Origin of the sequence: Actinosynnema sp. ALI-1.44, assembly GCF_001984155.1 — a bacterium.
Lineage (GTDB): Bacteria > Actinomycetota > Actinomycetes > Mycobacteriales > Pseudonocardiaceae > Kibdelosporangium.
In genome coordinates, this window is sequence record NZ_MTQO01000050.1 from 544455 (window position 1) to 569736 (window position 25282).

A 25282-nucleotide genomic window follows, 5' to 3' on the forward strand; every position below is an offset into this window, starting at 1 on the left:
TCAACCTGATCTTGGCGATCATCGCGTTCGCGGCCGAAGTGGAGTCTCAGACGACGAGGGAGCGGGTAAATGGGGCGCGTGCGTTGCTGCTGCCCACTGATCGGTGGGTGGGTGGCGCCCCGGGATACGGGTATCGGATCGTGAAACATCCGGTGAAGGGCAAGACGATCCAGTCGGACGAGTACGCGGCGGGGGTGATTCGGGAGATTGCGGGTCGGTTGTGTGAGGGTGAGTCGGTGACCGGCATCGTGCAGAGCCTGAACAAGCGTGGCGAGTTGACCTATCGGGATCACCTGCGTGTGCTGGAGGAGGAGTGGGAAGCGGCTGACCAGGAAGGCCGACGTCAACTCATGCTCAATGCCGGTATGACGCTGCGCATCGTGAGCAAGACACAGTTCACGCTCACCATTCCCGCGTCCACGATGAGTGCGGGTTTCCCAGGGTGGGAGCCCCACTTGTCCCCGGCGGACGTGACCTACATCGCTGGGGACAGTGGGGCGACGGTAGATGTCGAGTTCACCGACGACGAACCGGATGCACCCGCTGAGGCTATGTGACTGTAACCCGAGACACCTTGCCGTTGAGTCCATTGTTGCGAACGTACACGACCGTCACATACTCATCATCAACATCTTTCTCGAAGTGGTCGATGATGATCGTCCCTGTGAATTTCTTGACATAGATGATGGCATAATCGTCCCTTTTGTCCTTCGAGGGGCTGTCGAAGACGGTGATTCGCGCACCGGGTCGCACGAAAATTAGCTTCGCCGATCTCGCCTCATCATTTTGATGTGGTGCGAAATCTTGCCCAGGTTCATCGGAAGTCGCATGGACGATGTTCTGCGTGGCGCCGTTTCCTTCGTAGAATATGATTTCGCCGTCCTGTCGTGGAGTGGCTCCTGCGGAGGCGCCTGTTACCAGCCCGCTCACCATTACCGCCGCCGTAGTCGCGGCGGCAACCACCACAGCGAAACCTCTGCGATTCATCGGCTCTCCCGTTCTCGTGCCGGAGGCCCCCTTGAGGGGGTGCCGGTCGTGAATCATCCCTAACTCTTGCCACTCCGTCCCGCAATCACGGAGCCCGAACTAGCTTGACCCACGAACCGTTACCGCTGACAGTGCGCGGCCAACACTGCACTCCAACGAGATCAGCGCATGCACAGTCAGCGACATTGATGGGCACGCGCACCCCGCCAATCGGGGGACAGTTACGCCCGTGCTGGGCATACGTAACAAATGTCAACACGAGATGGCACGGAGTGACCGGCTTCTCTACGGGATGTCACGCGCCACAGAGAAATGCGCTCCGCGGACGTCGCGGAGGGCATTAAGCACAGGGGATGCCTACGGCGGGGCGTACCGGTTTCCTCGATAGGTGAACGCGCCGTTGGCGGCGAGCCGGACGGGGCGGGCGGTCACCGTGGCACCGTCGATTTCCAGCACGTCGGCCCCCAATTACTGCGGCCGACCCGGCGAGGTTGCGGTAGCAACCGAGCAGGGTCGGCCTGAGGGCGCGGACGAGCCGACGTATAAGCCGGATTCTGTACCTGGGCTGGTGGGCCCAGGTGGCGGCCATCCATCTAGGCCTGCCGTTGCCGACAGGCTCGTGCGGCCTACCCGCAGGCTTGGGCGGGCAGCCCTTGTCGCCTGCGCAGGCGCCCGGGGGCGCCCTCTTGGCCTTGCTCCGGGTGGGGTTTACCTAGCCACCCCGGTCACCCGGGGTGCTGGTGGTCTCTTACACCACCGTTTCACCCTTACCTCGGCCTTGCGGCCAAGGCGGTCTGCTTTCTGTGGCACTGTCCCGCGAGTCGCCTCGGGTTGCCGTTAGCAACCACCCTGCCCTGTGGAGTCCGGACTTTCCTCGACGTGCTCTCGCTCGCCGCGGCCGCCCTGCCGACTCGTCCTCGGACAGGGTATCTCACGGTTCGGGACTGGTTGCCGGTGTGTTGTCCACGCGGCTTTACTCGGCGGCGTCAGACGGTCACCGACCGGGAGCGATGATGTCCACAAGCGACGAACCGATCAAGTTCGCCTACTGGGTCCCCAATGTCAGCGGCGGCCTGGTGCCCAGTGATATCGAGCAGCGGACTGACTGGGGTCACGACCACAACCGCGAGCTTGCTGTTCTCGCCGAGAACAACGGGTTCGAGTACGCGCTGGCGGACCGCACTCCTGTCGGGGTGTGACCGGCCATGGCCACGATCCTGATCGTGTCGGGCAGTCCGTCGCCGGACGCGCCGACCGCCGTGCTGCTCAGGCACGTTTCCGTCGTGCTCAACAGCCTCGGGCACGAGGTGCACCAGTTGTCGGTGCGTGACCTGCCGACGATCGCCCTGCTCAGCGCGGACCTGCTCGACCCGGCCATCCGCAACGCGATGGACCTGGTCGATCGAGCCGACGGCGTGGTGGTCGCCAGCCCGGTGTACCGCGCGGCGTACAGCGGTTTGGTGCAGTCATTGTTGAACCTGCTCGACAGAACAGCGTTGACGGGCAAGGTTGTGTTGCCGTTGGCCAACGGCGGCAGTCAGGGGCATCTCGTCGCGATCGACTACGCGTTGCGGCCCTTGCTGATCGCGCGTGGCGCCACCGACGTGGTACCTGGGCGTTTCGTACTGGACGCGGAGATCGACGACGCGGTTTCCCCCGCGGCGTCGACTGAACTCGACCTCGCTGTGCGGCGGTTCGCCCACGCTGTCGCCGAACGCCCAGGGCTCGCTACGGCTTCATGAGGTCGACGAACGCGGCGAGCGACTCCTCGAACGGCGCCGCGTCGGAGTACCACTTCGTCTCGTGTTCCAGCACGACCGGGCCGGTGAAACCCGCGGCGGCGGCGAGGGTCTCGCTGATCGGGACCGTGCCGGTGCCCGGCACCATCGGCCTGCGGTCGGTGGCCGACGCGGCGTCCTTGAGCTGCAGTTCGCCGAGCCACGGCACCAGCGCCTCGGCGGCTTCCGCCGGGGTTTCGCCCGCGCGCCACGTGTGCATGGCGTCCCAGATCGCGCCGACGCCGCTCGCGCCCGACTGAGCCAGCACGGCGGCGATCTCCGTGCCGCGCAACAGCAGGTCGTGCGTTTCGACGAGCAGGGTGACGCCTTCGGCGATCTCGGCAGCGCGGGCGAGCCGTTCCGCGGCCAGTCCGACCGACGTGCCGGGTGAGCGGCCGGGGAAGATCCGGATCGCGGGCGCGCCGAGGTCGTGCGCCAGGTCGACGTGGTCGGCGAGGATCGAGATGTCGTCGTCGCACAGCCGGTAGTACGACGCGAGCGCGGTGATCCCCAGTCCGTCCAGCGCCTGGACGGCAGCGTCGCGCTCGGCCTTGGACAACCCCACGTGCACGGGCTCATCGGCGGCACACCGCAACTCGACCAGCTCGATGCCGTACTTGCGTGCCAGCGCGGTGACGTCACGCAACGGCAGGCCAGGGCATCCGAGCGTCGAGAAACCAAGCATGCCGCCTACCTTACGACCGAGACCTCCTGGCCGTACTCGTGCGCCCACTTGCCCATCGCCTCGATCGGTCCGAGCATGCTCCGGCCGAGGCCGGTGAGTTCGTACCCCGCCGCACCAGCCCGTACTCCGTCAGCCGCCGCAGCGTCTCGGTGAGCACTTTGGCGCTGATACCGCCGATCGCCCCGCGCAGTTCGGAGTGTCGCAGCGGCCCGTCCTTCAGCGCCCAGATCACCACCGCGTTCCACGTGTTGGGCACGAGGTCGAACGCGAGCCTGGCCTGCTCGCGGTCATGGCGGACGGCGTGGCAGACGTCCTCGATGCCGTCGACGCGGCGGCAAGGTGCTGATCGACTGCACGAACTGCATCGTCCAGGGGGAGTGGACGCTGGGGACCACGCCGTCGATGGCCGAACGCGTGGCCGAGCTGGCACCGGCCGCGCACGTGGTCAAGGCGTTCAACCTCTGCGACGAGTCCGTGTGGAAGCGGGACGACCCGGCCAAGCTCGTACCGATGTGCGGCGACGACCCCGCGGCGCTCGAAACGGTGTCCGGGCTGGTCGAGGACATCGGCTGCACTCCGGCCGACGCCGGGCCGCTGAGCCGCTCGGTGATCCTCGAGGCCACCACCGCGTTCGTGGTCGGGTTGGCCGTCGGCGGCTTCGACCCCAGGGAGGCCATTGACATGTGACCAAAAGGTCACATATGGTCTCTCCTGTGACCGAGGACGACGCCAGGGTGTTCAAGGCGCTGGCCGATTCCAGTCGTCGTTTCCTGCTCGACCTGTTGTTCGTCCGGGACGGCCGGACGCTCACGGAGCTCGAGTCCGAGCTGGAGATGACGCGGTTCGGCGTGATGAAGCACCTGAAAGTGCTCGAAGAAGCCGGTCTCGTGGTCACCCGCAAGTCGGGACGGGAGAAGTTGCACTTCCTCAACGCCGTCCCGATCCGGCTGATCCACGACCGGTGGATCGACAAGTACACGTTGCAGCAGGTCGCCGCGCTGGCAGACCTCAAGGCCGAATTGGAGAGACCGATGACGACGACCAGGACCGTGCAGGTGAACCGCGTCTACATCAAAGCGTCCCCGCAGACGATCTGGGACGCGATCACCAAGCCGGAGTGGACGGTGAAGTACGGCTACCAGGCCCCGGTCGAGTACGACATGCGCGTCGGCGGCGCGTACCGGGGCCTGGCCAGCGAAGCGATGAAGGAGCACGGTGCCCCGGACGTCATCATCGACGGCGAGGTCCTCGAAGTGGATCCACCGCGCAAACTCGTGCAGACGTGGCGGATGACCTACAACGGGGAGCCCGCGACCACGTTGACCTACGAGATCGACGAGAAGGAAGGCGGTGTCTGCTGCCTGACCGTCACCCACGACGTCACGGACGCGCCGCAGACGGCCGCGCAGACCGGTGGCGAGCTGGAGGGCCACGGCGGCGGCTGGGCCGAGATGCTCAGCGACCTGAAGTCGTTGCTGGAGACCGGAAAGTCGATGTTCGCATGAGGCGCTTAGTCGTTGCCGTCGTCGCTTGCCTGCTTGCTCTCACCGCGCCCGCGACGGCGGCCCAGCCGCAGCACCGCAGCCACACGGGGACGATCGGCGGGGTCAAGTACCGCGTCGAGGTCCCGCCCAACTGGAACGGCACGCTCCTGCTTTACAGCCACGGGATGTACGTGGAGCCGTGGCGCTTGCCGGTCACGATGCTGGCCAACCGCATGGAGGACACGCCCGAGTGGTTGCTGCGAAACGGCTTCGCGTTGGCCGCGTCGGAGTTCGAAGGCTACTTCGGCTACGTGGTCGAGCCCGCGCTGCGCGACCAGATCGCGTTGCTGGACTGGTTCGAGCGCAACGTGGGCAAGCCGCGCCGGACCATCGCGACCGGCAGTTCGATGGGCGGCGGGATCGCCACGCTGCTGGCCGAGCGCAATCCCCGCCGGTTCGACGGCGTGCTCGCGATGTGTGCCGAGTACGACCCGCAGAGCACGTGGAACACCGCGCTCGACATCACCTTCGTCGTGAAGACCCTGCTGGCCGAGGGCAAGGACATCGACCTGGTGAAGGCGCGGGACCCGGAAGCCAGCTCCGAGGCGCTGAAACAGGCCGCGAGCGACGCCCAGCAGAACGACGCCGGACGGGCCAGGATCGCGCTGGCCGCCGCGCTGGGCAACATCCCCGGGTGGTACGGCGCGCACACCCCGCGGCCGGAGGACCAGATCGCCGACCAGGCGCAGTGGGTCTACTGGGCCTACGTCACCGGAATGGGCCCGCAGGGCGGACGTGAGGACCTGGAACGCCACGCCGGAGGCAACCCGTCGTTCAACATCGGTGTCGACTACACCCGGCAGCTCGGCAAGTCCTACCTGCGTGACGAGGTGCGGCAGGCCTACCGCAAGGCGGGCCTCGACCTCGACGCCGACCTGGCGAAGCTGGCGAAAGCGCCGAGGGTCGCGCCCGACCCGCGCGCGTTGGCGTACATGTACCGGTACGGTGTCGCGAGTGGGCGGATGCCGGTGCCGATGGTGACGCTGCACAGCGCACTCGACGGCGGTGCGGTGTCTGACCAGGAGCGCTGGTACGCGGACAAGATGGACCGTCCCGACCGGATCCGGCAGCTGTACCTCAACCGAGGCGGGCACTGTGCGTACAGCGCGGCCGAGGAGCTGACCGCGCTGCGGGTGCTGCTGCACAAACTGGACACGGGTCGCTGGCAGGACACGAACCCGGTCAGGCTCAACCAGGTCGCCACGGCGTACGGCAGCGAGTACCAGAACGTGTTCAACCTGCCCGATCAGAGCGACAAGAAGATGCCATCCGCGTTCATCGACTTCACGCCACCGCGGTCACTGCGACCATCTCACTAGGCGTGACCGCCGACGGTGACCGTGCCGAGTGTCAGAGTCGGTGTGGCGCCGATGATCTCGCCGACGCGCTGAGCTTGTTCGTCAAGCTCGGCGCGTTGGCGTTTGGTCAGCTTCACGAGCGCCTCGACCGTGATGTCCACGCGGCGCCCGGACTTGCGCTGGTGCCACAGCCCGGCCACGGTGCCGTTGACGATCAGGTACTGGAAGTTCTGCGGCAGCACCCGTTGCCTGGCCTTGCCGGGGTACAACAGCGACGGCGGCTGGTTGCCCACCCGGTAGGCGTACCCGTCGAAGTACGGCAAAAGGCGAACGCAGTCCACGGTTTCCGGGACGGCGGTGTCACCCGGCAGGTTCCACGCGAACTCGCCCTCCACTTCGACCTGCTCCAGACCAGCCGACGCGAAGACCTCGACGGCCCATTTGACCGGCCCGTTGAGCCAGTGCGCGAACCGCTGCGGAGTCGACGGCCCGTAGGCCCCTATATAACTGTGCAGAACGTGCCGCAGGGACCGCGCCGCCGGAGCCGGTTCCGCGCCGGGATTGGTGTACGTGATCTTGCGGCCCTTGTTGGTACCGAAGCACAACACGCCACGGGCCGCGGCCAGGTGTGTCACGGTCCGCCAGCGCGGCCAGTAGTCCTGGAACGCGGGCATCACCTTCTCCACGGCCCACGGACCGGCCAGCGAGGCGAGCGCGTCGGTCAGTTCGTCGACGGTCAACTCCTTGTCGCGCAGCGCTTCGCCGATGGCCGCGATGACTTCCTCGGTCTGGTCGGGCGTCAGCCGCACGCCTTCGTCGAACGCGCTGGGGCCGGACGGCACCGCCGAGAGCGCTCCGAGCCAGAGCGGCAGGTCCGCAGACGGCAGCAAGTGGACTGTGCCGCGTGGACCGAACGTCTTGACCAGACCGGGCGCGTTCTGGACGTCGGCTCGGGTGGCGCCGTCGATCCGGAGGGCGATTCCCAGTTCGGCCGCGGACATGACCTGTGCGTGCGTTCCGGCCATCGCGCTCACCACGTCGACCGGCTGGGCGGTCAAGGGGGTGCTCAGGCCGTGCCGGGCCAGTCGCCGGGCGCAGACGTCGGTCCAGGTGAAGCGGTGCATGGGTCCACGTTAGAACCTATTCAGGTCACTTCCTGGCCGCTTGTCGTCAGCGGCGGTCTTCGCCTGGTCGACCGCAGAAGGTCACGACCTTTTCACACGGGCGTGGACAGCGGTCATGCATCCGGGCAGTCGACAAATCAGCTGTCCGGTCCAAGGATCAAGGGGCGGGCGGGTGCACTCGAGATCCATCGACCCGATGGGAGGGGATTCGATCTGTCCATTCCGGATGTCCAGTGGACCGAATGGATTCGCGGCGACTGGCGGATCCTGTGGCCTTCGGGTGTCGTACCCCGGCAGCAGGGGTGGAAGATCCACGTGTCCGCGACCATGGACAACGCCGAACGGGCCTCGACCACGACCACACCGATGCGGTGACCGGTCTTGAGCGGGAGTACCGAATCCTCACCCGGCTGGTCGGCCTGATCGACCTGGAATCCGCGTTCCCCGTCGCGCGGGCGGCCCGCCCGGCACTGGGCGCACCTGGGCTCCGGGCCCCCTCCGGCCACACCGGATTCGACGTCGACCGGTACGCGTTCGCCGCGCTGCGGCTGTGGGCCTTCCTGCCGCTCAACCCCGTGCTTGAACTGCAAGCGATCGAGGCGGAGGACGAACTGGACTACCGCGGCGACTTCGGCGGCGGCAGCAACCTGAGCCTGCTGACGCACTACAGCCACAGCGCCCTCTCGCTCCCCACTTGCTGAGGCAAACACGCAGGCAGAACTACCGTGCCCCGTGCGGTCGCCACACCTTGGTGACTGTACGGGGCCTCGTCGTGCTGGAGCCGGTTGCCGGGGCACTCGCGGTGGGCTGTGACTCCCCGTCACGCGACCGGATGTTCGTACGAACTCGAACTCGTATTCACCGGCGGTATAATCGAACGCATGTTCGAGGCGTCGATGATCATGCGAGAACGATTACGAACCCGTCTCACGCAGTGGTCGAATTTCACCTGATCGAGGCCCGGAGGAGCTGTTCAGTCCATTTCGGACACCGGTGACCTGCGCCGGTGTGTGACCGCTGGCTGGGCCGATCGGGGGATTGCCGGTCGGTTAGACTCTCCGGTGCTCGTGACTTGCCGCACCAAGTGTGAACACAGGTCGGTCGGCCGGGTGAACTCCGCACGATGTTGGGCGAATTGGGTGGTCATTGCATACGAGCGCCTCCCGCCACCCCATCATGGGGGGTGGTCATACGTACACCCGGCCACCCCGACAGGAGGTCGAACTGGATCTACGGTGCGTTCGCTGCCCACTACACCTCGTGAAGCCGACATGTTCTACTCGATAGGCACAGCGGGACCCGGTTCCGCTTCGCTCGTCGTATTTGGGAGTTCGAGATGATGACGGCCCTGATCACCCTTGCTCAAGACCAGAAGGGCCTGGGCACAGAGGGGGTCCGCGGATGGATCCTCAACAACCTCGTGCCGTTGCTGCTGCTCGCGGTCGCTTTGCTCCTGCTGTGGCTCGGTGGTGGCAAGGGCGACAACGCCGGTGTCATGCGCAGGCTCGGTGGCGTCGTCATCGCGCTCGCGATCATCGGACTGGCGGTGACCACCAGTGCCGGCCAGGACATCGGCGAATGGATCGCCAGCCTGTTCAAGGCCTGATCGCGTGCGGATTCGTACAGACGACGAGGTGTACCGCGTCGACGCGGTGTGGCTGGGGCCGCCGAAGGCCACGTTCCCCTGGCGCGCTCGTTACGTGGCGTGGGGTGTGGGCGTCGCGGTCTTCCTCGTCTCGCTCACCGTGGAGCGGGCGATGGGGATCGGCTTCGGCTTCTTCAGCACGGCGTGGGCGCTGGTCGCCACCATCCTGCTGACCCGTTTCATCTGCTCCCGGATCAGCCACGAACGACCTCTCGGCGCCGTGATGGCGATGTGGAGCCGCGAGCTCACAGCACCCCGTGAGACGAGCACGGGACAGGGTGGCGCGGTCAGCGCGACCCGGGTAAGGGTGAACGCTCACCGGCCACGGCCGAAGGTGCGCAAGCGCGGCCGTGTGAAAGAACGCAGGCGGGAGGTCAGCGGTGTTCGCACGCCGACGCAGGCCCGGGTCTGACCGGGACGAGCGGGTTCAGGCGAGGCAGCCGCACCCGTTCGACCAAGCAGTGCCCTACCACCAGCAGGCACAGCCGCCTGCGGTCCGGCAGCAGCCCCAGCCACCGGCCAGGCAGCAACAGCAACAGCGTCAGGCGTTGCCGCCCGCGCCCGGCTACGAGCCGCCGCAGCCGCGTCACCGGCACAGGGCCAGCGGGCACAACAACTTCATGCCGCCACCGCCCGCGACCAAGGCCGGGCGCAAGGCGCAGGCCAAGGCCGCGGCGAAACGCAACAAGCGGCTGCCCGGCGAGCAGGGGATACCGAGCTACACGCCGGAGATCGCGGCCCGCAGCATCGACGGTCACCTGCTGCGCACCGGCACGGACGTGTACGCCTGGTACCGGCTGGCGCCGCAGCGCTGGTCGTTCCGCAGCGACTCGCAACGGCAGGACCTGATCGCGGCCATCGCGGGCCAGTACGCCGAGCTGCACGGCCGGTGGCTGCACTTGCGCGTGACCGCGCGGCCGTACCCCATCCGGATGTGGGCCGAGGCGCACGTGCACAACGCTGTCGGTCGTTTGCCGGATGTTCCGGGCGCGTTGTCGTTCGACGATTACCTCGTGGGCGAACAACAGCAGCTGATGGGCCGCTCGATGGCCGAGAAAGAGGTCTACCTCGGCGTCCAGGTGCAGACGCGCAACATGGTGGACAGGGCGGTCGAACGGGCCGCCCCATTGCTGCGCAAGATCTTCCCCGACGCGGTGGACGCCGAACTGGTCGCGCTGGACAGCGAGGTCGAGCACCTCGACCAGGTGATGGGATCGGCCGGTCTGGAGGGCCGCCCGGTCACGGCGGAGGAGATGTCGTGGCTGATGCACCGCTCGTGCTCGCTCGGCCTGCCCGCCCCGCGCAACCTGCCCGCCGTGCCCGGCGCGGCGTGGGAGCCGGAGGACCTGGCCAGCTTCACCGACGCGGCTGACTTCCACCAGGACCCGTACTCGCCGACGGTGACCGTGCGCGGCCGGACCGGCTCGAACGCCGGCGTGAACCGGCACGTGGCGGTGCTGACCGTCGGCCTGATGCACGGCCTGCAGATCCCCGAACTGGACGACCCGTGGGTGCAGCGCTCGGACCGGCTGCCCGCGACGGTCGAGTGGTCCGCGCGGATCTACGTCCGGCGGCCCGAGGAGGTCCAGGGCGAGCTGGCCAGGCAGATGAACAAGGTCCGCTCGCAGGTCAAGCACTACACCGACGAGCACGGCCTGGAACCGCCGCAGTCGCTGGCCCGCCAGGCGGGCCGGGTGCTGGAGATCGACGACGAGATGACCACCGGCTTCACCGCGCTGGGCACCCGGGTGCGCTCGTGGTGGCGGCTGGCGGTGTCCGGGCCGACCGAGCGGGACGCGTTGCGCCTGGCGCAGCAGCTGCTCGACCTGTACAAGCCGAAGATCGCGATCGAGCACCCCGAGGCGCAGTACGCGATGGCCCGCGAGTTCATCCCCGGTGAGCCGCTGGCCTCCGCGGCCTACCTGCGGCGCGGGTCGGTGATGTGGGCGGCGTCCTCCGTGCCGACGGCCACGGCCGAGGTCGGCGACCGGCGGGGGATCCTGCTCGGTGAGACGTGCACGGCCACCCGGCGACCGGTGGCGTGGGACCCGTGGATGGCGCAGGAGCTGCGTGACTCCTCCGGCCTGACCGCGATGGTCGCCGGTCTCGGTGGCGGAAAGTCGTTCCTCGGGGGCGGCATCGTCTACAAGACGCTGCGGTCCGGCGCCTACTGGACGGTGCTCGACCCGTCCGGCCCGTTGGCCAGGCTGTGCGAACTGCCCGAGCTGCGGCCGTACGCCCGCCCGATCAACCTGCTCAACGCGCAACCGGGCATCCTGAACCCGTACCGCGTGGTCGCCGAGCCGATGATCGAGCACTTCATGGACGACGACGACCCGGAACGCGCGTGGCGCAGGGAGAAAGCCCTCGCCGCGGCGACCCGTCGACGTCTCGTGCTCGACGTGCTCACCGGGTTGCTGCCCTACGAGGTCGCCCGCCTGCCGCAGACCAGGATCGTGCTGTTGCGCGCGGTCCGGACGGTCGGTGGCCGGTTCGACGCGCACCCGGGCATGGTTTTCGAGGCGCTGCGGCGGGACGCGAGCGAACACCACGAGCACGCCGTCGTCGTCGCGGACTTCCTCGACGAGATGCGTGAGCGCATGTCGTTGCTCATCCCGGAAGAGGACGCGGACCCGTACAACGAGACGCGTGACGACAGGCTGACCGTGCTGACGATGGCCGGCCTCACGCTGCCCAAGGACGGTGTGGGCCGCGAACACTGGACGGACGCGGAAGCGCTCGGCGTGGAGATGCTCAACCTCGCGGCGTGGCTGACGCAACGCTCGATCTACGAGCGCCCCAAGGACTTGCGCAAAGGCGTGTGGATCGACGAGGCGTTCTTCCTGTCCGAGGTGCCGACAGGGCGTGTGCTGATGAACAGGTTCGCGCGTGACTCCCGCAAGTGGAACGTGCGTGTCCTGCTGTCCAGCCAGATCCCCGCGGACTTCCTGCGGATCCAGGGTTTCGTGTCGCTGCTCGACTCCGTGTTCGTCGGCAGGCTCGACGACGACGCCGCGCAGGCGGATGCCCTGCGGCTGCTGAAGGTGCCGATCGGCGCGGGCTACGAACAGGTCGTCGCGAGCCTCGGCCGTCGTCCCGCGCAGCGCACCGAACTGGAGAAGGACCGCGCCCCGCGGCAGTTCATCTTCGCGGACGGCACCGGCGGTGTGGAGCGCATCCGCGCCGACTTCTCCGGGCCACACATGGAGCACTTCCGCACGGCCATGGACACCACGCCGGACGCCCTGCGCGACCCGGCCCGCGCCGCCGACGCGGCGCAGCAGCACGCACCGGAACCCGAACCCGCGCACCAGCCGCCCGCGCAGTACTCCGACGCCGACGAGGAGTTCGAACTGCAAGCGGACCTCGAACTGGGCCTTGCCGAAGAACCGGTTGAGCAACCTGTCGGGGGTGGGGCGCCGAAGAAGCCGGGCCAGGAAGACGCCGCATGATGACATGGGTCGTGGTGGTGGTCGGCGCCGCGCTGTTCATGGCAGCGCGACGCCGGCGCAGACGCACATGGCCACTGCCGGAACGCGGGCGGCGCAAGGCTTTCCTGACCGTCGCCACGATCCTCGGTCTTCAGCTCGTCGTTTTCGCCCCGTCTGCCGTCGCGCAGACCTGTGACAACGCGCCGAACCCCGAACGACCCACCGCGGGCATGGTCGCGGCCCTCGACGCACCCCGCCCCACCCACGGAACTCCTGGTACCACGTACAACACGTACGGCTACGCGGGCCAGGTATGGCACGTCTACGACGAGAGCTGCGGCATCGTCGGCAAGGCCATCACCGACCCGGACGCCACGATCGGCAACTGGATGGGAAACCAGTTGTTCGACGTGGGCAAGAACTTCGTCGCCGCCACCAACGGCGTGCACTACGCGCTGGCGTACGACGAGCTGATGGGACCGCTCGACAAGGCCATCGACGGCGCGACGAAGGTGTTCTACGACAACATCTACGTCAAGTGGTTCGGCCTCGCCGCGGTGATCCTCGCGGTGCTGCTGTTCCGCTACATCTGGCGTGGTGACCTGGCCGCGGTGTCCAGACGCGGGTTGTGGGCGCTGGCCGCGATGTGGGTCGCGACGTCGTTCATCATCGTCGGTCCGCTGTACAAGGAAGTGGAAGAGCGCTTCCTGTCCAAGACGACCCAGATCCAAGCGGGCTTCCTGGCCGACAACGCGCCGGAGTCCGACCTGCACGCGTTGCCCGAGGCGTTGCACGACCGTGTCGTGTACCGCAACTGGGTGCGCGGGGTGTTCGGCAGCGAGGACGCGCCGGAGGCCAAGCAGTACGCCAAGGATCTGCTGGCCGCGCAGGCATGGACGAAGACGGACTCGACCGACACCGTGGACGACGCCGCGCTGCAGGCGAAGAAGGCGAAGTACAAGGAGATCGCGGGCAAGCTCGGTCCGACGAAGGGCAACTTCGCCGGTACCGACGGCAGCCGGACCGGCTCCGGTTTCCTCGCGCTGTTCCAGGGCATCGTGTACTCGCTGTTCCAGCTGTTCGCCAAGCTGGGCATCCTGCTCGCCCAGGTGCTGCTGCGGATCTTCCTGCTGGCGACGCCGCTGATCGGGCTGATCGCGATCCTGTACCACGACCTGCTGCGCAAGGTCGCCCGCGCGGCCGCCGCGGTCGTGCTGAACGTGCTGGTGCTCGCCGCGCTCGCCGGAATGCACGTCCTGCTGCTGAACGCGATCTTCAACGCCGGTGACAGCCTGCCGACGATCGCGATGATGGCGTTGGCCGCGTTGATCACGGTAATCTTCTTCGTCATAGGCAGACCTGTGCGCAGAATGTGGCAGATGGTCGAGCTTTCCGTCGGCGCGGTTGGCGGAGCCATGCCGTCCGCGGGGCCGGGTGTGTTCTCCCGGTTCCGCCGCAAGGGCGACCAGCGCACACCGCAGGACGAGTTCTGGGACAACGTGCGCGATACCGACACCGACGACGAGCAGACGGTTCGCCGTGACGGCCGTCGTCCCCGCCCCGAGGCGGCGAACCCCGTCGCGGCGAGCGCGGAACGCATGGACCGCAACACGCCCACGGGCTCCAGCCGGACCGCGATCGGTGCCTCCGGCACAGCGGTGTTCGGGTCGGTCGACGACGATCGGGGCCTGCCACCGGCCCGGGGCCCGGCAGGCGCGTTGCCGCCGGCGCAGGGCAGCAGCCGGATCGTCGACACGGCACCGGTCGCGAGCCGCGAGTGGGACCGGTCCGAAGACGCGGTCGTCGTGCCGTCCCGGGTCATCGCGCCACGACAACGTGACGAAGTCACGGTGTACGACCCACCGCCGGTCGTCTCACCGAGACCGGCGGAGACCGAGGTGGTCGCGGGCAGGCCGGTGCACGTGATCTTCCGGCCGTCGCGCGGTCTGGAAGTCCGTGACAACGCAGCGCCACGAAGGCCACTACCTATGCATGACGGGCCGCGCGACACCGACGCGTACATAAGGTGAGAGGAGGAGACTGATGCCCATCCGGACCAACCGTGGCCGCGCCGCGGTGTACCGCAGGCTCTGGGGATGGCCGCTCCGCTCGCCGAGGCACCTCGTTGTCACGGGGTTGTTCCTCCTGGCGATCATCCTGTTCATCGCATACGTCGTGCCGAGGCTCACCGGCGGTTCGCCGTCCGCGCAGCCGCCGGCCACGACCAAGTCGTCGACTCCGGGGGCGACGCCGAAGTCCCCGACGCCGACCCAGGGCGCGCCCGGTGTCGTCCCCCCGGCTGCCCAGGGCGGCGGCAGCCAGCCGTCGCAGACGCTGACCGAGACCAGGCAGCCGGTGTCGGAGAACAAGACCCCGGCCAAGGCCGATCCCGCCGCGCTCGACATGGCGCTGAAGTGGGCTGAAGCGTTCGTCACCCACCCGGACGACATCAAGCCGGAGGACTGGCTCAACAAGCTGAAGGCGTACACCACCGACGAGTACTTCGGCGCCACGTTGTCCAAAGTGGACCCGAAGTCGGTCGCGCAGAGCAAGGTCCGCGGCGGGCCCGCGGCGACGGCGGACTCGTACACCAGCTCCGTCACCGTCGACATCCCCACCGACGTGCGGAAGCTGCGTCTCACCCTGGTCAAGACCGACAACGGTTGGCGTGTCAACGAGCACACCGAGGTGGATTAGTCATGCGGCTGGCGGTGTTCCTGAGCATCGCCGCGGTGCTCGTGCTCGCGGCGATCATGACAACCGGAGCCGTCACTTCCGTCATCTCGTCGACCCAGAACACCCAGAACGTCAGCCTGGCCAGTTGCAACGCCTCGATCGGCCCGATCACGGCGGCGGGGTCCGGCGGTCAGATGGACGCGAGCAAGCTCAACGACGAGCAGCGCGGCAACGTCGCGCAGATCATCGCGATCGGCAAGGACAGGAAGCTGCCGCCGCTGGCCTGGCAGGTCGCGATCCAGGCGGGGATGACCGAGTCGGGGTTGCGCAGTCTGAACTACGGCGACCGGGACTCGCTCGGCATCTTCCAGATGCGCCCGTCCATGGGCTGGGGATCGCCCGCCCAGGTCACCGATCCCACGTACGCGATCAACAAGTTCTACGACGTGCTGGAGAAGGTCCCGAACTGGAAGGACCAGCGCCCGGGCGACTCCGCGCAGGACGTCGAACGCTCCGCGTTCCCGGACAGGTACCACCGCTGGGAGGCGATGGCGTCCCACCTGATCGGCTCGGCCGGTGACGTGGTGGACCCGACGGGCTGCGGCCAGGGCACAGGGGACCTCATGCCCGCCGCGTCCGGTGGCGCGGCGAAGGCCATCGAGTTCGCGCTCGCGCAGCAGGGCAAGCCGTACCTGTGGGGCGCGGCGCTCACGCGCCAGGACGCGTACGACTGCTCGAGTCTGATGAACCAGGCGTACCGGTCAGCGGGAATCATCCTTCCGAGGGTTTCCAAGGACCAGTATCGGGCGGGCGCACACCTGCCCGTGGAGCAGGCGCAGCCCGGTGACCTGCTGTTCTGGGCGTGGGACAGCGGCAACCCGGTCACGATCCACCACGTGGCGATGTACCTGGGGGATGGGAAAATCGTCGAGGCCCAGCAAACCGGGGTGCCGGTGCACATCCGGCCGGTGAGTTTCACCGAGCGTGGGCTGGTGCGCCAAGCCGTGCGGCCGGGAGTTTGAGGAGAAGGCCATGTATCCGGAACAACCCCCCATTCCACGCTCAGGCACACCGCTACGCGACTACCTGGGCAACGGTCCGTTGCCCGCAGTGGTCGACGGGTACGTGGTGTTGCCGAGGTCGCTCGCCGAAGGCATGCCGTTGGTCTGGCAGCAGCAGATGGCGCACCTGCTGGCGGAGTTCCACCAGGCCTTCGGCCACCTGTCCTGGCCGGTCTACCGCGTGGTGCCGTCCCGCTACGAGGTCATCGCGGACCTGGACGAGGAGCAGTTGGCGGAAGTCGGGTGCATAGTGGAGATCGACGCGGACGGTGAACTGGTCTACCGGGAGCGGAACGGCAGGCGGATCCCCGACCCGGAACACACCAAAGTACTGGTGTCGTGCCTGGACCCGATCCCACGGGAGCACGCTGCGGACCTCCAGGACACGCCGCCGCGAGGCTTCCCGGCACAGGAGAACTGGAGCGCCCGATGACCTCGGATCCCAACCCGGACCCAGGCTGGTACTACTGCACCAAGCACAACAGGGTGGAGCACGGCCAGGTCTGCCGCGCGGCGGACCTGCTGGGGCCGTACCCGGACAAGGCGACCGCGGAACGAGCCCTGCAGATCGCGGCTGACCGCACCAAGGCAGCCGACGAAGCCGACCGTCGCTGGAACAACGACGACTGACCCCGCCAGTTTGGGTCCAACTGCCTTAACTACTCACGGGTCGGCCGGAGTGTGGTTAAGGTGCCGTCATGGACACGACGGACGGAGCCGCGCTCGACTTCGCCGGTGTCCGTGCCGAGTTCGATCTGCCCACCCAGTTCCCACCGGCCGCGCTGGCCGAGGCCGAGCTGGCTGTCACCGACCGGGACCGCCTGGTCGGTGCCCGTGTGGACGCCACGGACCTGCCGCTGGTCACCATCGACCCGCCCGGCTCCAAGGACCTCGACCAGGCGTTGTACGTCGAGCAAAGACCGGACGGCTTCCGGCTGCACTACGCCATCGCGGACCTCGGCACGTTCGTGCGGCCCGGTGGAGCGTTGGACATCGAGGTACGGCGGCGCGGCCAGACGATCTACCTGCCCGACGGCAACGTGCCGTTGCACCCGCCGATCCTGTCCGAGGGGGCCGCGAGCCTCCTGCCGGGGCAGGTCCGGCCGTCGGCACTGTGGACCATCGACTTGGACGAATACGGCGAACCGACGAACATTCGGGTCTGTCGTGCGCTTGTCCGCTCCATAGCTCAGTTCGACTACGACGGTGTACAAGCGACCATCGACGCCGGAAACCCGCACCCGTCCGTAGCCGCGTTGCCCGCGTTGGGGCGGCTGCGCAGGGAACACGCGGTGCGCCGAGGCGCCGTCGAACTCCAGCTCCCCGAGCAGGAGGTGGCCACCGACGGCAACGGCAGTTGGACGCTGACCCTGCGTCCGCGTAACGACGTCGACGCGTGGAACGCCGAGATGTCCCTGCTCACGGGGATGAGCGCGGCGAGTTTGATGGTCCAGGGCGGGATTGGTGTGTTGCGGACACTGCCGGAACCCGACGACGGTGCGGTCGAGTGGTTGCGCCGCTCGGCCCGGTCGCTGGGCATCGAGTGGGCACGGACCGACAGCGTCTCGGTCATGTTGGCCGGACTGGATCCGCGTAGCCCCGAGTCGCTCGCGTTGTACATGGACGCCACGCGGTTGCTGCGTGGAGCGGGGTACACGGCGTTCGACGGCAGCCTGCCCGAGTTGACCACGCACGCTGGGCTGGGAGCCGCGTACGCGCATGTCACCGCGCCGTTGCGGCGGCTGGTCGACCGGTTCGGCGCCGAGATCTGCCTCGCGGTGTCCGCCGACCAGCCTGTGCCGGACTGGGTCCGCGCCAGCCTGCCCGAGCTGCCCAAGCTGATGGGCGGCTCGGACTCGATGGCGGCCAAGGTGGACAGGGCATGTCTCGACCAGGCCGAGGCGTGGGTGCTCGCGGGCCGGATCGGGCAGGAGTTCGACGCTGTCGTGCTGAGGGCTGAGTCCAGTTCGGCCGAGGTGTTTCTCACAGATCCGCCGGTCATCGCGAAATGCGCTGGTGAGGGCCTTTCGGAAGGCGGGCGGATCCGCGTGCGACTGCTCGACGCGGATACCGTAAGACGCAAGGTGTCTTTCGAAAAAGTGGAGATGCAGTGACCGACGTCGCAAAACTCACGGTCGGGGTGTTCGGCGGGACCGGGCCGCAGGGGCGTGGCCTCGCGCTGCGCTGGGCCAAGGCCGGACTCAAGGTGATCATCGGCTCGCGCAAGCAGGAGCGCGCCGAGGAAACCGCGGCCGAGCTGCGGACGCTCGCGGGCGTCGAGCACATCACCGGCCTCGACAACCTCGAGACCGCCCAGCAGGCCGATGTCGTACTCGTCGCCGTGCCGTGGGAGGGCCACAAGCCGCTGCTGGAGTCCCTGCGGGAGGCGCTGGCGGGCAAGATCGTGATCGACTGCGTGAACCCGCTCGGCTTCGACAAGCAGGGCCCGTTCGCGCTGCCGGTCGAGGAGGGCAGCGCCGCGCAGCAGGCGCTCGCGATGCTCCCCGAGTCACGCGTGACCGCCGGGTTCCACCACGTTTCCGCGGTGGCCCTGGAAGATCTCTCGGTGTCCGAGATGGACAGCGACGTGCTCGTCCTCGGCGACGACCGCGAGGCCACGGACATCGTGCGCGCGCTGGCCGAGACCATCCCGGGCTTCCGTGGCATCTACGGCGGCCGTCTGCGCAACGCGCACCAGGTCGAGGCGTTCACCGCCAACCTGATCGCCATCAACCGCCGCTACAAGGCCCATGCCGGTATCCGGATCACCGACGTTTGACGACCTCGGCGAACCCGTGCCGGTCACGTCACCGGCACGGGTCGTCAGCCTGGTCCCGTCGTTGACCGAGGCCATCGAGGTCAGCGCGCCCGGCATGATCGCAGGGGCGACGGACTACTGCACGCACCCGCCGGAGCTCGACGTCCCCAGGGTCGGCGGGTCGAAGTACCCGGACGTCGAAGCCGTGCTCGACCTCCGGCCGGACCTCGTGGTCGCCAACGCGGAGGAGAACCGGCCGCAGGACGTCGAACAGCTGCGGGCCAACGGCGTCGCGGTCTGGGTCACCTCGGCGGCCGTGACCGTCCCCGACGGCCTCGGTTCAGTCCGGCGCCTGCTCACCCAGGGACTGGGCCTGACCGAGCCGGGCTGGCTGGGCGAGGCCGAGCACCTGTGGTCGCACACGATCCCGGTGCACTCGACGGCGATCATCCCAGTGTGGCGGCGGCCGTGGGTGGTGATCGGCAGGGACACGTTCGCCGGTGACGTGCTGCTCCGGCTGGGCGTGGCCAATGTGTACGCCGAGCACGAGGAGCGGTACCCGCGGCCGAAGCTGGACGAGCTGCAGGCGCGGGACGCCGACCTGGTGGTGCTGCCGGACGAGCCGTACCTGTTCACCGACACCGACGGGCCGGAGGCGTTCCCCGGCAAGAGGTACAAGCTGGTCAACGGCAGGCACCTGACCTGGTGCGGCCCGTCGCTTGTGGACGCTCACGCCTCCTTGCGCTGAGCGAACCTGTCGGTCGCGGCGAGCAGTTGCTGCGCGATGCCGGGGTCGGCGACCGCGTGCCCGGCCCCGTTGAGCACGTGCCCTTCGCACTCGGGCCATGACGTGGCCAGCTCGTACGCGGTGGTCATGGGCGTGACGATGTCGTAGCGCCCGTTGACGACCACGCCCGGGATGCCCGTGAGCTTCCCGACGTCCCTGATCAGCTGGCCTTCCTCCAGCCAGCCCTTGTTGACGAAGTAGTGCAACGCGATCCGGGCGAACGCGACCGCGAACTTCTCCTCGCCGTAGGAGGCCACCAGGCTGGTCTGGGTGGACGCGGTCGCGCCTTCCCAGATGCTCCAGGCCATCGCGGCCTTGCGGCTCAGCTCGGGGTCGTCACCGAACACCAGCCGGTGGTACGCCGTCACCGCGTCCTCACCCTCGGGCACGAACGCGGTGAACTTCGCCCACTCGTCCGGGAAGATGTGCCCGGCGCCGCCGCCGTACAGCCAGTCCAGTTCGGACTGTCGCAGCGTGAACACGCCCCGCAGGATCATCCCGCTGACCCGGGACGGGTGCGTCTGCCCGTAGGCGAGCGCGAGCGTCACACCCCACGAGCCGCCGAACAGCAGCCACTTGTCGATGCCGAGGTGCTCACGCAGCTTCTCCATGTCGTCGACCAGGTGCCAGGTGGTGTTGGTCGCCAGGTCGTGCTCGGGTGAGCTCACGTGCGGTGTGCTCTTGCCGGATCCCCGCTGGTCGAACAGGACGATCCGGTACGCCTCGGGGTCGAAGTGCTGCCGTTGCTTCGGATTGGTCCCCGACCCCGGGCCGCCGTGCAGGACAACGGCCGGTATGCCGTCCGGATTGCCACTGACTTCCCAGTACACCAGGTGGCCGTCACCGACATCGAGCATGCCTGAGTCGTACGGCGAGATTTCCGGATAGAACACGCGCATACGGACACTCTTCCGCACCGAACTGCTGTGCAACCAATGTGGCCTTCGTTGCGCGAAACGCAACAAAGGCCACATTGGTTGCTAATGAAAGGTGTGTTCTGGGCCGGGGAACTGGCGGTCCTTGACCTCGGCGGCGAACTGCTGCACGGCGCCGGACAGGATCCCGGCCATGTCGGCGTAGCGCTTGACGAACCGCGGCGCTTTCCCGGTCCGCAGGCCGGCCATGTCCTGCCAGACGAGGACCTGCGCGTCGCAGTCCGGGCCCGCGCCGATGCCGATGGTGGGAATCCGCAGCTCGTGCGTGACCCGCTTGGCGGCCTCGCCGGGCACCATTTCCATCACCACCGCGAACGCCCCCGCGTTCTGCAGCGCGAGCGCGTCCGCGACCAAGGCGTCGGCCGCGTCGCCACGGCCCTGCACGCGGTAACCACCGAGGTTGTGTTCGCTCTGCGGGGTGAAACCGATGTGTCCCATCACGGGGACACCGGCCGCTGTCAGCGCTTCGACGTGCGGGGCGAAGTGCGCCCCACCCTCCAGCTTCACGGCGTGCGCGCGGCCTTCCTTCATGAACCGGACGGCCGTTTCCAGGGCCTGCGCCGGGGAGATCTGGTACGAGCCGAACGGCAGGTCGGCGACGACCAGTGCCCGCTTGGCCGAGCGCGTCACGGCGCGGACCAGCGGAACGAGTTCATCGACCGTCACGGGCAATGACGTGTCGTAGCCGTACACGTTGTTGGACGCGGAATCGCCGACGAGCAGGACCGGGATACCGGCCTCGTCGAACAGCGCGGCCGTGTACATGTCGTACGCGGTGAGCATGGGCCACGGCTCGCCGCGGTCCTTCATCTCCTGCAGGTGATGGATGCGTACGCGCTTCGGTGTCGCCGCAGCGGTACTCGAACCCTGGGCGCCAGATCCGTAGGGGGATGTGAGCTCAGAAGACATCGTCGTCCACCGTCCTTTCCTCGAGGCCCGTGCGGGTCCCCGGGTTGGCTGGGGCTCTACGTCTATGAGCGTGACACCCCCGGCGCCGCTTCGCATGAGGGTGGGAGCAGTGTCACAGGTTCACAGGGGCCATGATCTGGGGTGTGGGCAAGCACAGAGCAGCAGGCATCGTCGCGTCGATTGTGCAGGTCGGTGCCTTCCTGTCGCTGTTTTTCGTCCTGACCGACGTCGACAGCGAGTTCCGCTTCCTCGTGGGTTTCGTCGCGTGGATGCTGGGCCTGCCGGTCGACGAGAACCTCTTCATCTCGGTCGTGCTGCTGGTGCTCGGCGCGGCGTTGCGGCGCCGGAAACGCGCCGCGTTGTGGACGCTGGTCGTGTTCGAGGTGGGGTCGATCCTGACCGACCTGGTCTACCTGCTCACCTTCGAGGTGGACCCGGACGTCGGCATCGAGGCGGACGAGCTGACGATCCTGCTGGTCAGCGCGATCGCGATCGAGCTGGTGATCATCCTGGTCCTGCTCAGGCTGCGGCCGTCGTTCCCCGCGCAGATCGCGCCCGGCGCGGTGCGCAGGTCCGTGGTCATCCTGCTCGCCGGGCTGGCCGCGGTCACCGTCGCCGGGTGGATCCTCACCGGCCCGTTCCCCGGCAGCCTGCGGGAGGTCTGGGAGAAGCTGGTCTGGGCGGGCAACCACGCCACCGGTGAGCTGCTGCAACTGCGTCCGCTGGGGATCGGCCGCGGGCCCGGCTGGCTGGGCACCCTGCTGGACGTCCTGGGCGCGCTTGTCGCCGTCGTCGCGGTGTACATGTTCTTCCGTGGCGTGCGCAGCATGCGGCACCTCGCGCCGGAGGAGGAGCTCAAGGTCAGGCAGTTGCTGGCGGAGCACGGCGAACGTGACTCGCTCGGCTACTTCGCCACCCGGCGTGACAAGAGCGTGGTGTTCTCGCCGAACGGCCGCGCGGCGGTGACGTATCGCGTTCTGGGCGGTGTGAGTATCGCCAGCGGCGACCCGGTCGGTGATCCCGAGGCATGGCGTCAGGCTGTCGACGAGTGGCTGGCTGAGGCTCATCGCTACGGCTGGGCGTCTGGTGTGCTCGGCGCCAGCGAGGACGGCGCGAAGGTCTACACGTCGGCGGGTCTCAAGGCGCTCGAGATCGGTGACGAGGCCGTTTTGGACGTTCGGCAGTTCACGTTGTCCGGTCCGGAGCGCAGGTCCGTGCGGCAGGCCGTGAACAGGATCGAGCGCGCCGGGTACACGTGCACGGTCCGCCGCCACGCCGAGATCCCCGGGCCGGAGATGGACACGTTGCGCAGCGCCGCACAGCACTGGCGTGGCGCGCAGACCGAGCGCGGGTTCTCCATGGCGCTCGGGCGGCTCGGTGACGCGTCCGACGGCCGGTGCGTCATGGTGGAGGCGTACGACCTGGCGGGCAGGTTGCGCGGGTTGTTGTCGTTCGTGCCGTGGGGCAGGCGTGGCCTGTCGCTCGACCTCATGCGACGCGATCGTGACGCGGGCAACGGGCTCAACGAGTTCATGCTCAACGCGGTCATCGAGGCGAGCGGAAAGCTCGGCGCACAGCGGATCTCGCTGAACTTCGCGATGTTCCGCGCGGTGTTCGAAGGCGGCGAACGGATCGGCGCCGGGCCGGTGCTGCGGGCGTGGCGGGCGATCCTCAGCGTGTTCTCCCGGTTCCTCCAACTGGAGTCGCTGTACCGGTCCAACGCGAAGTACGGCCCCGACTGGGAACCGCGTTTCCTGTGCTACTCGCGGACCAGGCGGTTGCCGAAAGTGGGCATCGTCGCGGGCGCGCTGGAAGGTTTTCTGCCGACGCTGCAACGCCGCACCGGGCTGCGTGCCGAACCGGCGGGCGAGGACTTCGTGCGGGAGGTCCGTGCGATCGACGAGTCGGCGGCCGCGGCCAAGCCGAGGCAGGCGCGGCGGCCGGAGCAGGTCAGGGTCCGGATCGCGAAGCTGGAACGGCTCCGCGAAGCCGGATACGACCCGTACCCGCCCGGATTCGACCGGGACACCGGGCTCGCCGCGGTCGTCGAACGGTTTCCCGCGCTGCCGCCGGACACCCGCACCGGCGAGCACGTGCGGGTCGCGGGACGGGTGGTGGCCAGCCGCGACCTCGGCGGCCTGTGTTTCGTCCGGCTGCGCGACTTCGGCGGGGAACTGCAGGTCATGCTGACCGGGCCGGCCCTGCACGACTGGCGTGCGCTGGTCGACCTCGGGGACCACGTGGGCGTCGGCGGCGAGGTGGTGACGTCGAAACGCGGCGAGCTGTCCGTGCTCGCCGAGGAGTGGACGGTCACCGCGAAGTGCCTGCACCCGTTGCCGGACAAGCGCAAAGGCCTGTCCGACCCGGAGACGAGGGTCCGTCAGCGGTATCTGGACCTCGTGGTCAACCCCGAGTCGACGGCCATGCTCAAGCTGCGTTCCACAGTGGTCAGGGCGTTGCGGGAGACGTTGCACGACAAGGACTTCCTCGAAGTCGAGACGCCGATGTTGCAGACCGTGCACGGCGGCGCGAACGCGCGCCCGTTCGTGACCCACATCAACGCGTACGACATGCGGATGTATCTGCGGATCGCGCCGGAGCTGTACTTGAAGCGCCTGTGTGTCGCGGGGGTCGAGCGGGTTTTCGAACTGAACCGGAACTTCCGCAACGAAGGCGTCGACGCCAGTCACAATCCCGAGTTCACGATGTTGGAGGCCTATCAGGCCTACGCGGACTACAGCACGATGCGAGTGCTGACTCAGAAACTCGTGCAGCAGGCGGCGCGTGCCGCCTACGGCGCGGAGATCGCGCGGCGCGGTGACGAGGAATTCGACATCTCCGGCGATTGGCCGGTCGTCAGCGTGCACCAGGCCGTGTCCGGGGCGCTGGGTGCGGAAATCACCCCGGACACACCGGTACGCGAACTGAAAGGCCTGCTCGCGAAAGCGGGAATCGTGCTCGACGACGAACTCGGCCACGGTCACCTGGTCCAGAAGGCCTACGAATACCTGGTGGAGGGCAACACGGTCGAGCCGACCTTCTACACCGATTTCCCGACCGCGACATCCCCGCTGACCAGGCAACACCGGGTCGAACAGCGAGTCGCCGAGCGCTGGGACCTCGTCGCGTTCGGCAGCGAGGTCGGGACCGCGTACACCGAGCTGACCGATCCGATCGAACAACGCAGGCGGCTGGAGGCCCAGTCGCTGCGGGCGGCCAGCGGGGACGTCGAAGCGATGGAACTCGACGAGGATTTCCTGCGCGCGCTGGAACACGGCATGCCGCCGACCGGTGGGATGGGTCTCGGTGTGGACCGGCTGCTGATGATGTTGACCGGAGCGTCGATCCGGCAGACGGTTCTTTTCCCCTTCGCTCGTCCCCGTTGAGTTGTTCCCGTACGGCTGCTTGACTGTTTGGGAGCGCTCCCAGAACCCTGCCTCATGATCTCGAATGCCGTCATCACGGCCGCGCGCCAGGTCCCTGGCGATTCCGACGGGTCATGCGGTGTCGGCACGGGAATCCCGGCCGGTCAGTTTCAGCTCCGCGATCGCGGTTCGACTGATCGACGGGACCTGATGACGGCAATTCAACCGTGGTGGAATCAGGCGCGAGCGCCTACCTTGGTACGCACAAAAATCCAGGGGGAGGTGCTCGTGCCTAGTGC

25 protein-coding genes, 1 other RNA gene and 1 pseudogene are annotated in these 25282 nt (G+C 68.0%); 20 read left to right on the forward strand and 7 right to left on the reverse strand.

The window, feature by feature from the left end:
* The first annotated feature begins 11 nt into the window (after window positions 1–11).
* Window positions 12–557: a hypothetical protein gene (locus ALI144C_RS35055; RefSeq protein WP_237774462.1), complete on the forward strand. Its 546-nt coding sequence runs from the start codon at window positions 12–14 to the stop codon at window positions 555–557.
* Here the strand turns inward: ALI144C_RS35055 and ALI144C_RS54845 are convergent.
* Window positions 550–966, reverse strand: coding sequence for a hypothetical protein (locus ALI144C_RS54845; RefSeq protein ID WP_143231041.1), 417 nt, complete (start codon window positions 964–966; stop codon window positions 550–552). The genes ALI144C_RS35055 and ALI144C_RS54845 overlap by 8 nt on opposite strands.
* Before the next feature lie 548 nt (window positions 967–1514).
* Window positions 1515–1901: RNase P RNA component class A (gene rnpB / locus ALI144C_RS35065), an RNA gene on the reverse strand.
* A gap of 99 nt (window positions 1902–2000) precedes the next feature.
* On the opposite strand from rnpB, the gene ALI144C_RS35070 reads away from it, so the two are divergent.
* Together ALI144C_RS35070 and ssuE are read left to right on the forward strand one after the other, a co-directional pair.
* Complete coding sequence (locus tag ALI144C_RS35070) at window positions 2001–2186, forward strand: hypothetical protein (RefSeq protein ID WP_143231042.1); 186 nt, start codon at window positions 2001–2003, stop codon at window positions 2184–2186.
* 6 nt (window positions 2187–2192) lie between these two features.
* Window positions 2193–2729: an NADPH-dependent FMN reductase gene (gene ssuE, locus ALI144C_RS35075; RefSeq protein ID WP_076991461.1), complete on the forward strand. Its 537-nt coding sequence runs from the start codon at window positions 2193–2195 to the stop codon at window positions 2727–2729.
* On the opposite strand, the gene ALI144C_RS35080 is transcribed toward ssuE, so the two are convergent.
* Window positions 2716–3450: a sugar phosphate isomerase/epimerase family protein gene (locus ALI144C_RS35080; RefSeq protein WP_076991462.1), complete on the reverse strand. Its 735-nt coding sequence runs from the start codon at window positions 3448–3450 to the stop codon at window positions 2716–2718. The genes ssuE and ALI144C_RS35080 overlap by 14 nt on opposite strands.
* Window positions 3451–3455: 5 nt before the next feature.
* Window positions 3456–3769: pseudogene (locus ALI144C_RS35085) on the reverse strand (winged helix-turn-helix transcriptional regulator).
* A gap of 20 nt (window positions 3770–3789) precedes the next feature.
* On the opposite strand from ALI144C_RS35085, the gene ALI144C_RS35090 reads away from it, so the two are divergent.
* The 3 genes from ALI144C_RS35090 to ALI144C_RS35100 are packed head-to-tail and all read left to right on the forward strand — an operon-like array spanning window position 3790 to window position 6313.
* Window positions 3790–4137 (forward strand): NADPH-dependent F420 reductase, encoded by a 348-nt coding sequence (locus tag ALI144C_RS35090; RefSeq protein ID WP_168211401.1) that lies wholly within the window; start codon window positions 3790–3792, stop codon window positions 4135–4137.
* A gap of 26 nt (window positions 4138–4163) precedes the next feature.
* Entirely contained in the window at window positions 4164–4955 is a 792-nt protein-coding gene (locus ALI144C_RS35095) for an ArsR/SmtB family transcription factor (protein WP_237774463.1), read from the forward strand.
* On the forward strand, window positions 4952–6313 hold the full coding sequence (locus tag ALI144C_RS35100) for an alpha/beta hydrolase family protein (protein ID WP_076991465.1): 1362 nt from the start codon (window positions 4952–4954) through the stop codon (window positions 6311–6313). Before ALI144C_RS35095 ends, ALI144C_RS35100 begins: the two co-directional genes overlap by 4 nt.
* Here the strand turns inward: ALI144C_RS35100 and ALI144C_RS35105 are convergent.
* Window positions 6310–7416 (reverse strand): winged helix DNA-binding domain-containing protein, encoded by a 1107-nt coding sequence (locus ALI144C_RS35105; protein WP_076991466.1) that lies wholly within the window; start codon window positions 7414–7416, stop codon window positions 6310–6312. The two genes, ALI144C_RS35100 and ALI144C_RS35105, sit on opposite strands and share 4 nt — an antisense overlap.
* 102 nt (window positions 7417–7518) lie before the next feature.
* Between ALI144C_RS35105 and ALI144C_RS59215 the strand changes: the two genes are divergently transcribed.
* From ALI144C_RS59215 to ALI144C_RS35165, 13 genes are all read left to right on the forward strand, one after another.
* Window positions 7519–7791, forward strand: coding sequence for a hypothetical protein (locus ALI144C_RS59215; RefSeq protein ID WP_441297587.1), 273 nt, complete (start codon window positions 7519–7521; stop codon window positions 7789–7791).
* Window positions 7719–8117 carry a SapB/AmfS family lanthipeptide gene (locus tag ALI144C_RS59220; protein WP_076991467.1) on the forward strand — a complete coding sequence of 133 codons (399 nt, stop codon included), beginning with the start codon at window positions 7719–7721 and terminating at the stop codon, window positions 8115–8117. Before ALI144C_RS59215 ends, ALI144C_RS59220 begins: the two co-directional genes overlap by 73 nt.
* A 638-nt stretch (window positions 8118–8755) precedes the next feature.
* Window positions 8756–9022, forward strand: a complete 267-nt coding sequence (locus ALI144C_RS35115) for a hypothetical protein (protein ID WP_076991582.1) — start codon at window positions 8756–8758, stop codon at window positions 9020–9022.
* A 4-nt stretch (window positions 9023–9026) separates the two neighbouring features.
* The gene (locus tag ALI144C_RS35120; RefSeq protein ID WP_076991468.1) at window positions 9027–9473 is read left to right on the forward strand and encodes a hypothetical protein; all 447 of its coding nucleotides are present in this window, start codon (window positions 9027–9029) and stop codon (window positions 9471–9473) included.
* Between the two features lie 208 nt (window positions 9474–9681).
* The gene (locus ALI144C_RS35125; protein WP_076991583.1) at window positions 9682–12513 is read left to right on the forward strand and encodes an ATP-binding protein; all 2832 of its coding nucleotides are present in this window, start codon (window positions 9682–9684) and stop codon (window positions 12511–12513) included.
* On the forward strand, window positions 12510–14522 hold the full coding sequence (locus ALI144C_RS35130) for a hypothetical protein (RefSeq protein ID WP_237774464.1): 2013 nt from the start codon (window positions 12510–12512) through the stop codon (window positions 14520–14522). Before ALI144C_RS35125 ends, ALI144C_RS35130 begins: the two co-directional genes overlap by 4 nt.
* 13 nt (window positions 14523–14535) lie before the next feature.
* Window positions 14536–15189, forward strand: a complete 654-nt coding sequence (locus ALI144C_RS35135; protein WP_076991470.1) for a hypothetical protein — start codon at window positions 14536–14538, stop codon at window positions 15187–15189.
* A gap of 2 nt (window positions 15190–15191) precedes the next feature.
* Window positions 15192–16190 carry a C40 family peptidase gene (locus ALI144C_RS35140; protein ID WP_076991471.1) on the forward strand — a complete coding sequence of 333 codons (999 nt, stop codon included), beginning with the start codon at window positions 15192–15194 and terminating at the stop codon, window positions 16188–16190.
* A gap of 10 nt (window positions 16191–16200) precedes the next feature.
* Window positions 16201–16662 carry a hypothetical protein gene (locus ALI144C_RS35145; protein WP_076991472.1) on the forward strand — a complete coding sequence of 154 codons (462 nt, stop codon included), beginning with the start codon at window positions 16201–16203 and terminating at the stop codon, window positions 16660–16662.
* Window positions 16659–16859, forward strand: a complete 201-nt coding sequence (locus tag ALI144C_RS35150) for a hypothetical protein (protein WP_076991473.1) — start codon at window positions 16659–16661, stop codon at window positions 16857–16859. Before ALI144C_RS35145 ends, ALI144C_RS35150 begins: the two co-directional genes overlap by 4 nt.
* Before the next feature lie 68 nt (window positions 16860–16927).
* Window positions 16928–18343: an RNB domain-containing ribonuclease gene (locus tag ALI144C_RS35155; protein WP_076991474.1), complete on the forward strand. Its 1416-nt coding sequence runs from the start codon at window positions 16928–16930 to the stop codon at window positions 18341–18343.
* Entirely contained in the window at window positions 18340–19008 is a 669-nt protein-coding gene (npdG, locus tag ALI144C_RS35160; protein WP_076991475.1) for an NADPH-dependent F420 reductase, read from the forward strand. Before ALI144C_RS35155 ends, npdG begins: the two co-directional genes overlap by 4 nt.
* Window positions 18980–19735, forward strand: a complete 756-nt coding sequence (locus ALI144C_RS35165; RefSeq protein WP_076991476.1) for a helical backbone metal receptor — start codon at window positions 18980–18982, stop codon at window positions 19733–19735. Before npdG ends, ALI144C_RS35165 begins: the two co-directional genes overlap by 29 nt.
* Here the strand turns inward: ALI144C_RS35165 and pip are convergent.
* Together pip and panB are read right to left on the reverse strand one after the other, a co-directional pair.
* On the reverse strand, window positions 19717–20673 hold the full coding sequence (pip, locus tag ALI144C_RS35170) for a prolyl aminopeptidase (protein ID WP_076991477.1): 957 nt from the start codon (window positions 20671–20673) through the stop codon (window positions 19717–19719). The genes ALI144C_RS35165 and pip overlap by 19 nt on opposite strands.
* Window positions 20674–20754: 81 nt before the next feature.
* Window positions 20755–21618: a 3-methyl-2-oxobutanoate hydroxymethyltransferase gene (gene panB / locus ALI144C_RS35175; protein WP_076991478.1), complete on the reverse strand. Its 864-nt coding sequence runs from the start codon at window positions 21616–21618 to the stop codon at window positions 20755–20757.
* 131 nt (window positions 21619–21749) lie between these two features.
* Here panB and lysX point away from each other — a divergent pair, with 131 nt between their 5' ends.
* Window positions 21750–25004 (forward strand): bifunctional lysylphosphatidylglycerol synthetase/lysine--tRNA ligase LysX, encoded by a 3255-nt coding sequence (gene lysX, locus ALI144C_RS35180; RefSeq protein ID WP_076991479.1) that lies wholly within the window; start codon window positions 21750–21752, stop codon window positions 25002–25004.
* Window positions 25005–25282 lie beyond the last annotated feature (278 nt).

Excerpts from the sequence above, each read along its gene's own strand:
- ALI144C_RS35070 (WP_143231042.1), top strand. The coding sequence starts at position 2,001 with ATGTCCACAAGCGACGAACCGATCAAGTTCGCCTACTGGGTCCCCAAT.
- ssuE (WP_076991461.1), top strand. The coding sequence starts at position 2,193 with ATGGCCACGATCCTGATCGTGTCGGGCAGTCCGTCGCCGGACGCGCCG.
- ALI144C_RS35080 (WP_076991462.1), bottom strand. The coding sequence starts at position 3,450 with ATGCTTGGTTTCTCGACGCTCGGATGCCCTGGCCTGCCGTTGCGTGAC.
- ALI144C_RS35100 (WP_076991465.1), top strand. The coding sequence starts at position 4,952 with ATGAGGCGCTTAGTCGTTGCCGTCGTCGCTTGCCTGCTTGCTCTCACC.
- ALI144C_RS35105 (WP_076991466.1), bottom strand. The coding sequence starts at position 7,416 with ATGCACCGCTTCACCTGGACCGACGTCTGCGCCCGGCGACTGGCCCGG.
- ALI144C_RS35115 (WP_076991582.1), top strand. The coding sequence starts at position 8,756 with ATGACGGCCCTGATCACCCTTGCTCAAGACCAGAAGGGCCTGGGCACA.
- ALI144C_RS35125 (WP_076991583.1), top strand. The coding sequence starts at position 9,682 with ATGCCGCCACCGCCCGCGACCAAGGCCGGGCGCAAGGCGCAGGCCAAG.
- ALI144C_RS35130 (WP_237774464.1), top strand. The coding sequence starts at position 12,510 with ATGATGACATGGGTCGTGGTGGTGGTCGGCGCCGCGCTGTTCATGGCA.
- ALI144C_RS35135 (WP_076991470.1), top strand. The coding sequence starts at position 14,536 with ATGCCCATCCGGACCAACCGTGGCCGCGCCGCGGTGTACCGCAGGCTC.
- ALI144C_RS35140 (WP_076991471.1), top strand. The coding sequence starts at position 15,192 with ATGCGGCTGGCGGTGTTCCTGAGCATCGCCGCGGTGCTCGTGCTCGCG.
- ALI144C_RS35145 (WP_076991472.1), top strand. The coding sequence starts at position 16,201 with ATGTATCCGGAACAACCCCCCATTCCACGCTCAGGCACACCGCTACGC.
- ALI144C_RS35150 (WP_076991473.1), top strand. The coding sequence starts at position 16,659 with ATGACCTCGGATCCCAACCCGGACCCAGGCTGGTACTACTGCACCAAG.
- ALI144C_RS35155 (WP_076991474.1), top strand. The coding sequence starts at position 16,928 with ATGGACACGACGGACGGAGCCGCGCTCGACTTCGCCGGTGTCCGTGCC.
- ALI144C_RS35165 (WP_076991476.1), top strand. The coding sequence starts at position 18,980 with ATGCCGGTATCCGGATCACCGACGTTTGACGACCTCGGCGAACCCGTG.
- pip (WP_076991477.1), bottom strand. The coding sequence starts at position 20,673 with ATGCGCGTGTTCTATCCGGAAATCTCGCCGTACGACTCAGGCATGCTC.
- panB (WP_076991478.1), bottom strand. The coding sequence starts at position 21,618 with ATGTCTTCTGAGCTCACATCCCCCTACGGATCTGGCGCCCAGGGTTCG.
- lysX (WP_076991479.1), top strand. The coding sequence starts at position 21,750 with ATGATCTGGGGTGTGGGCAAGCACAGAGCAGCAGGCATCGTCGCGTCG.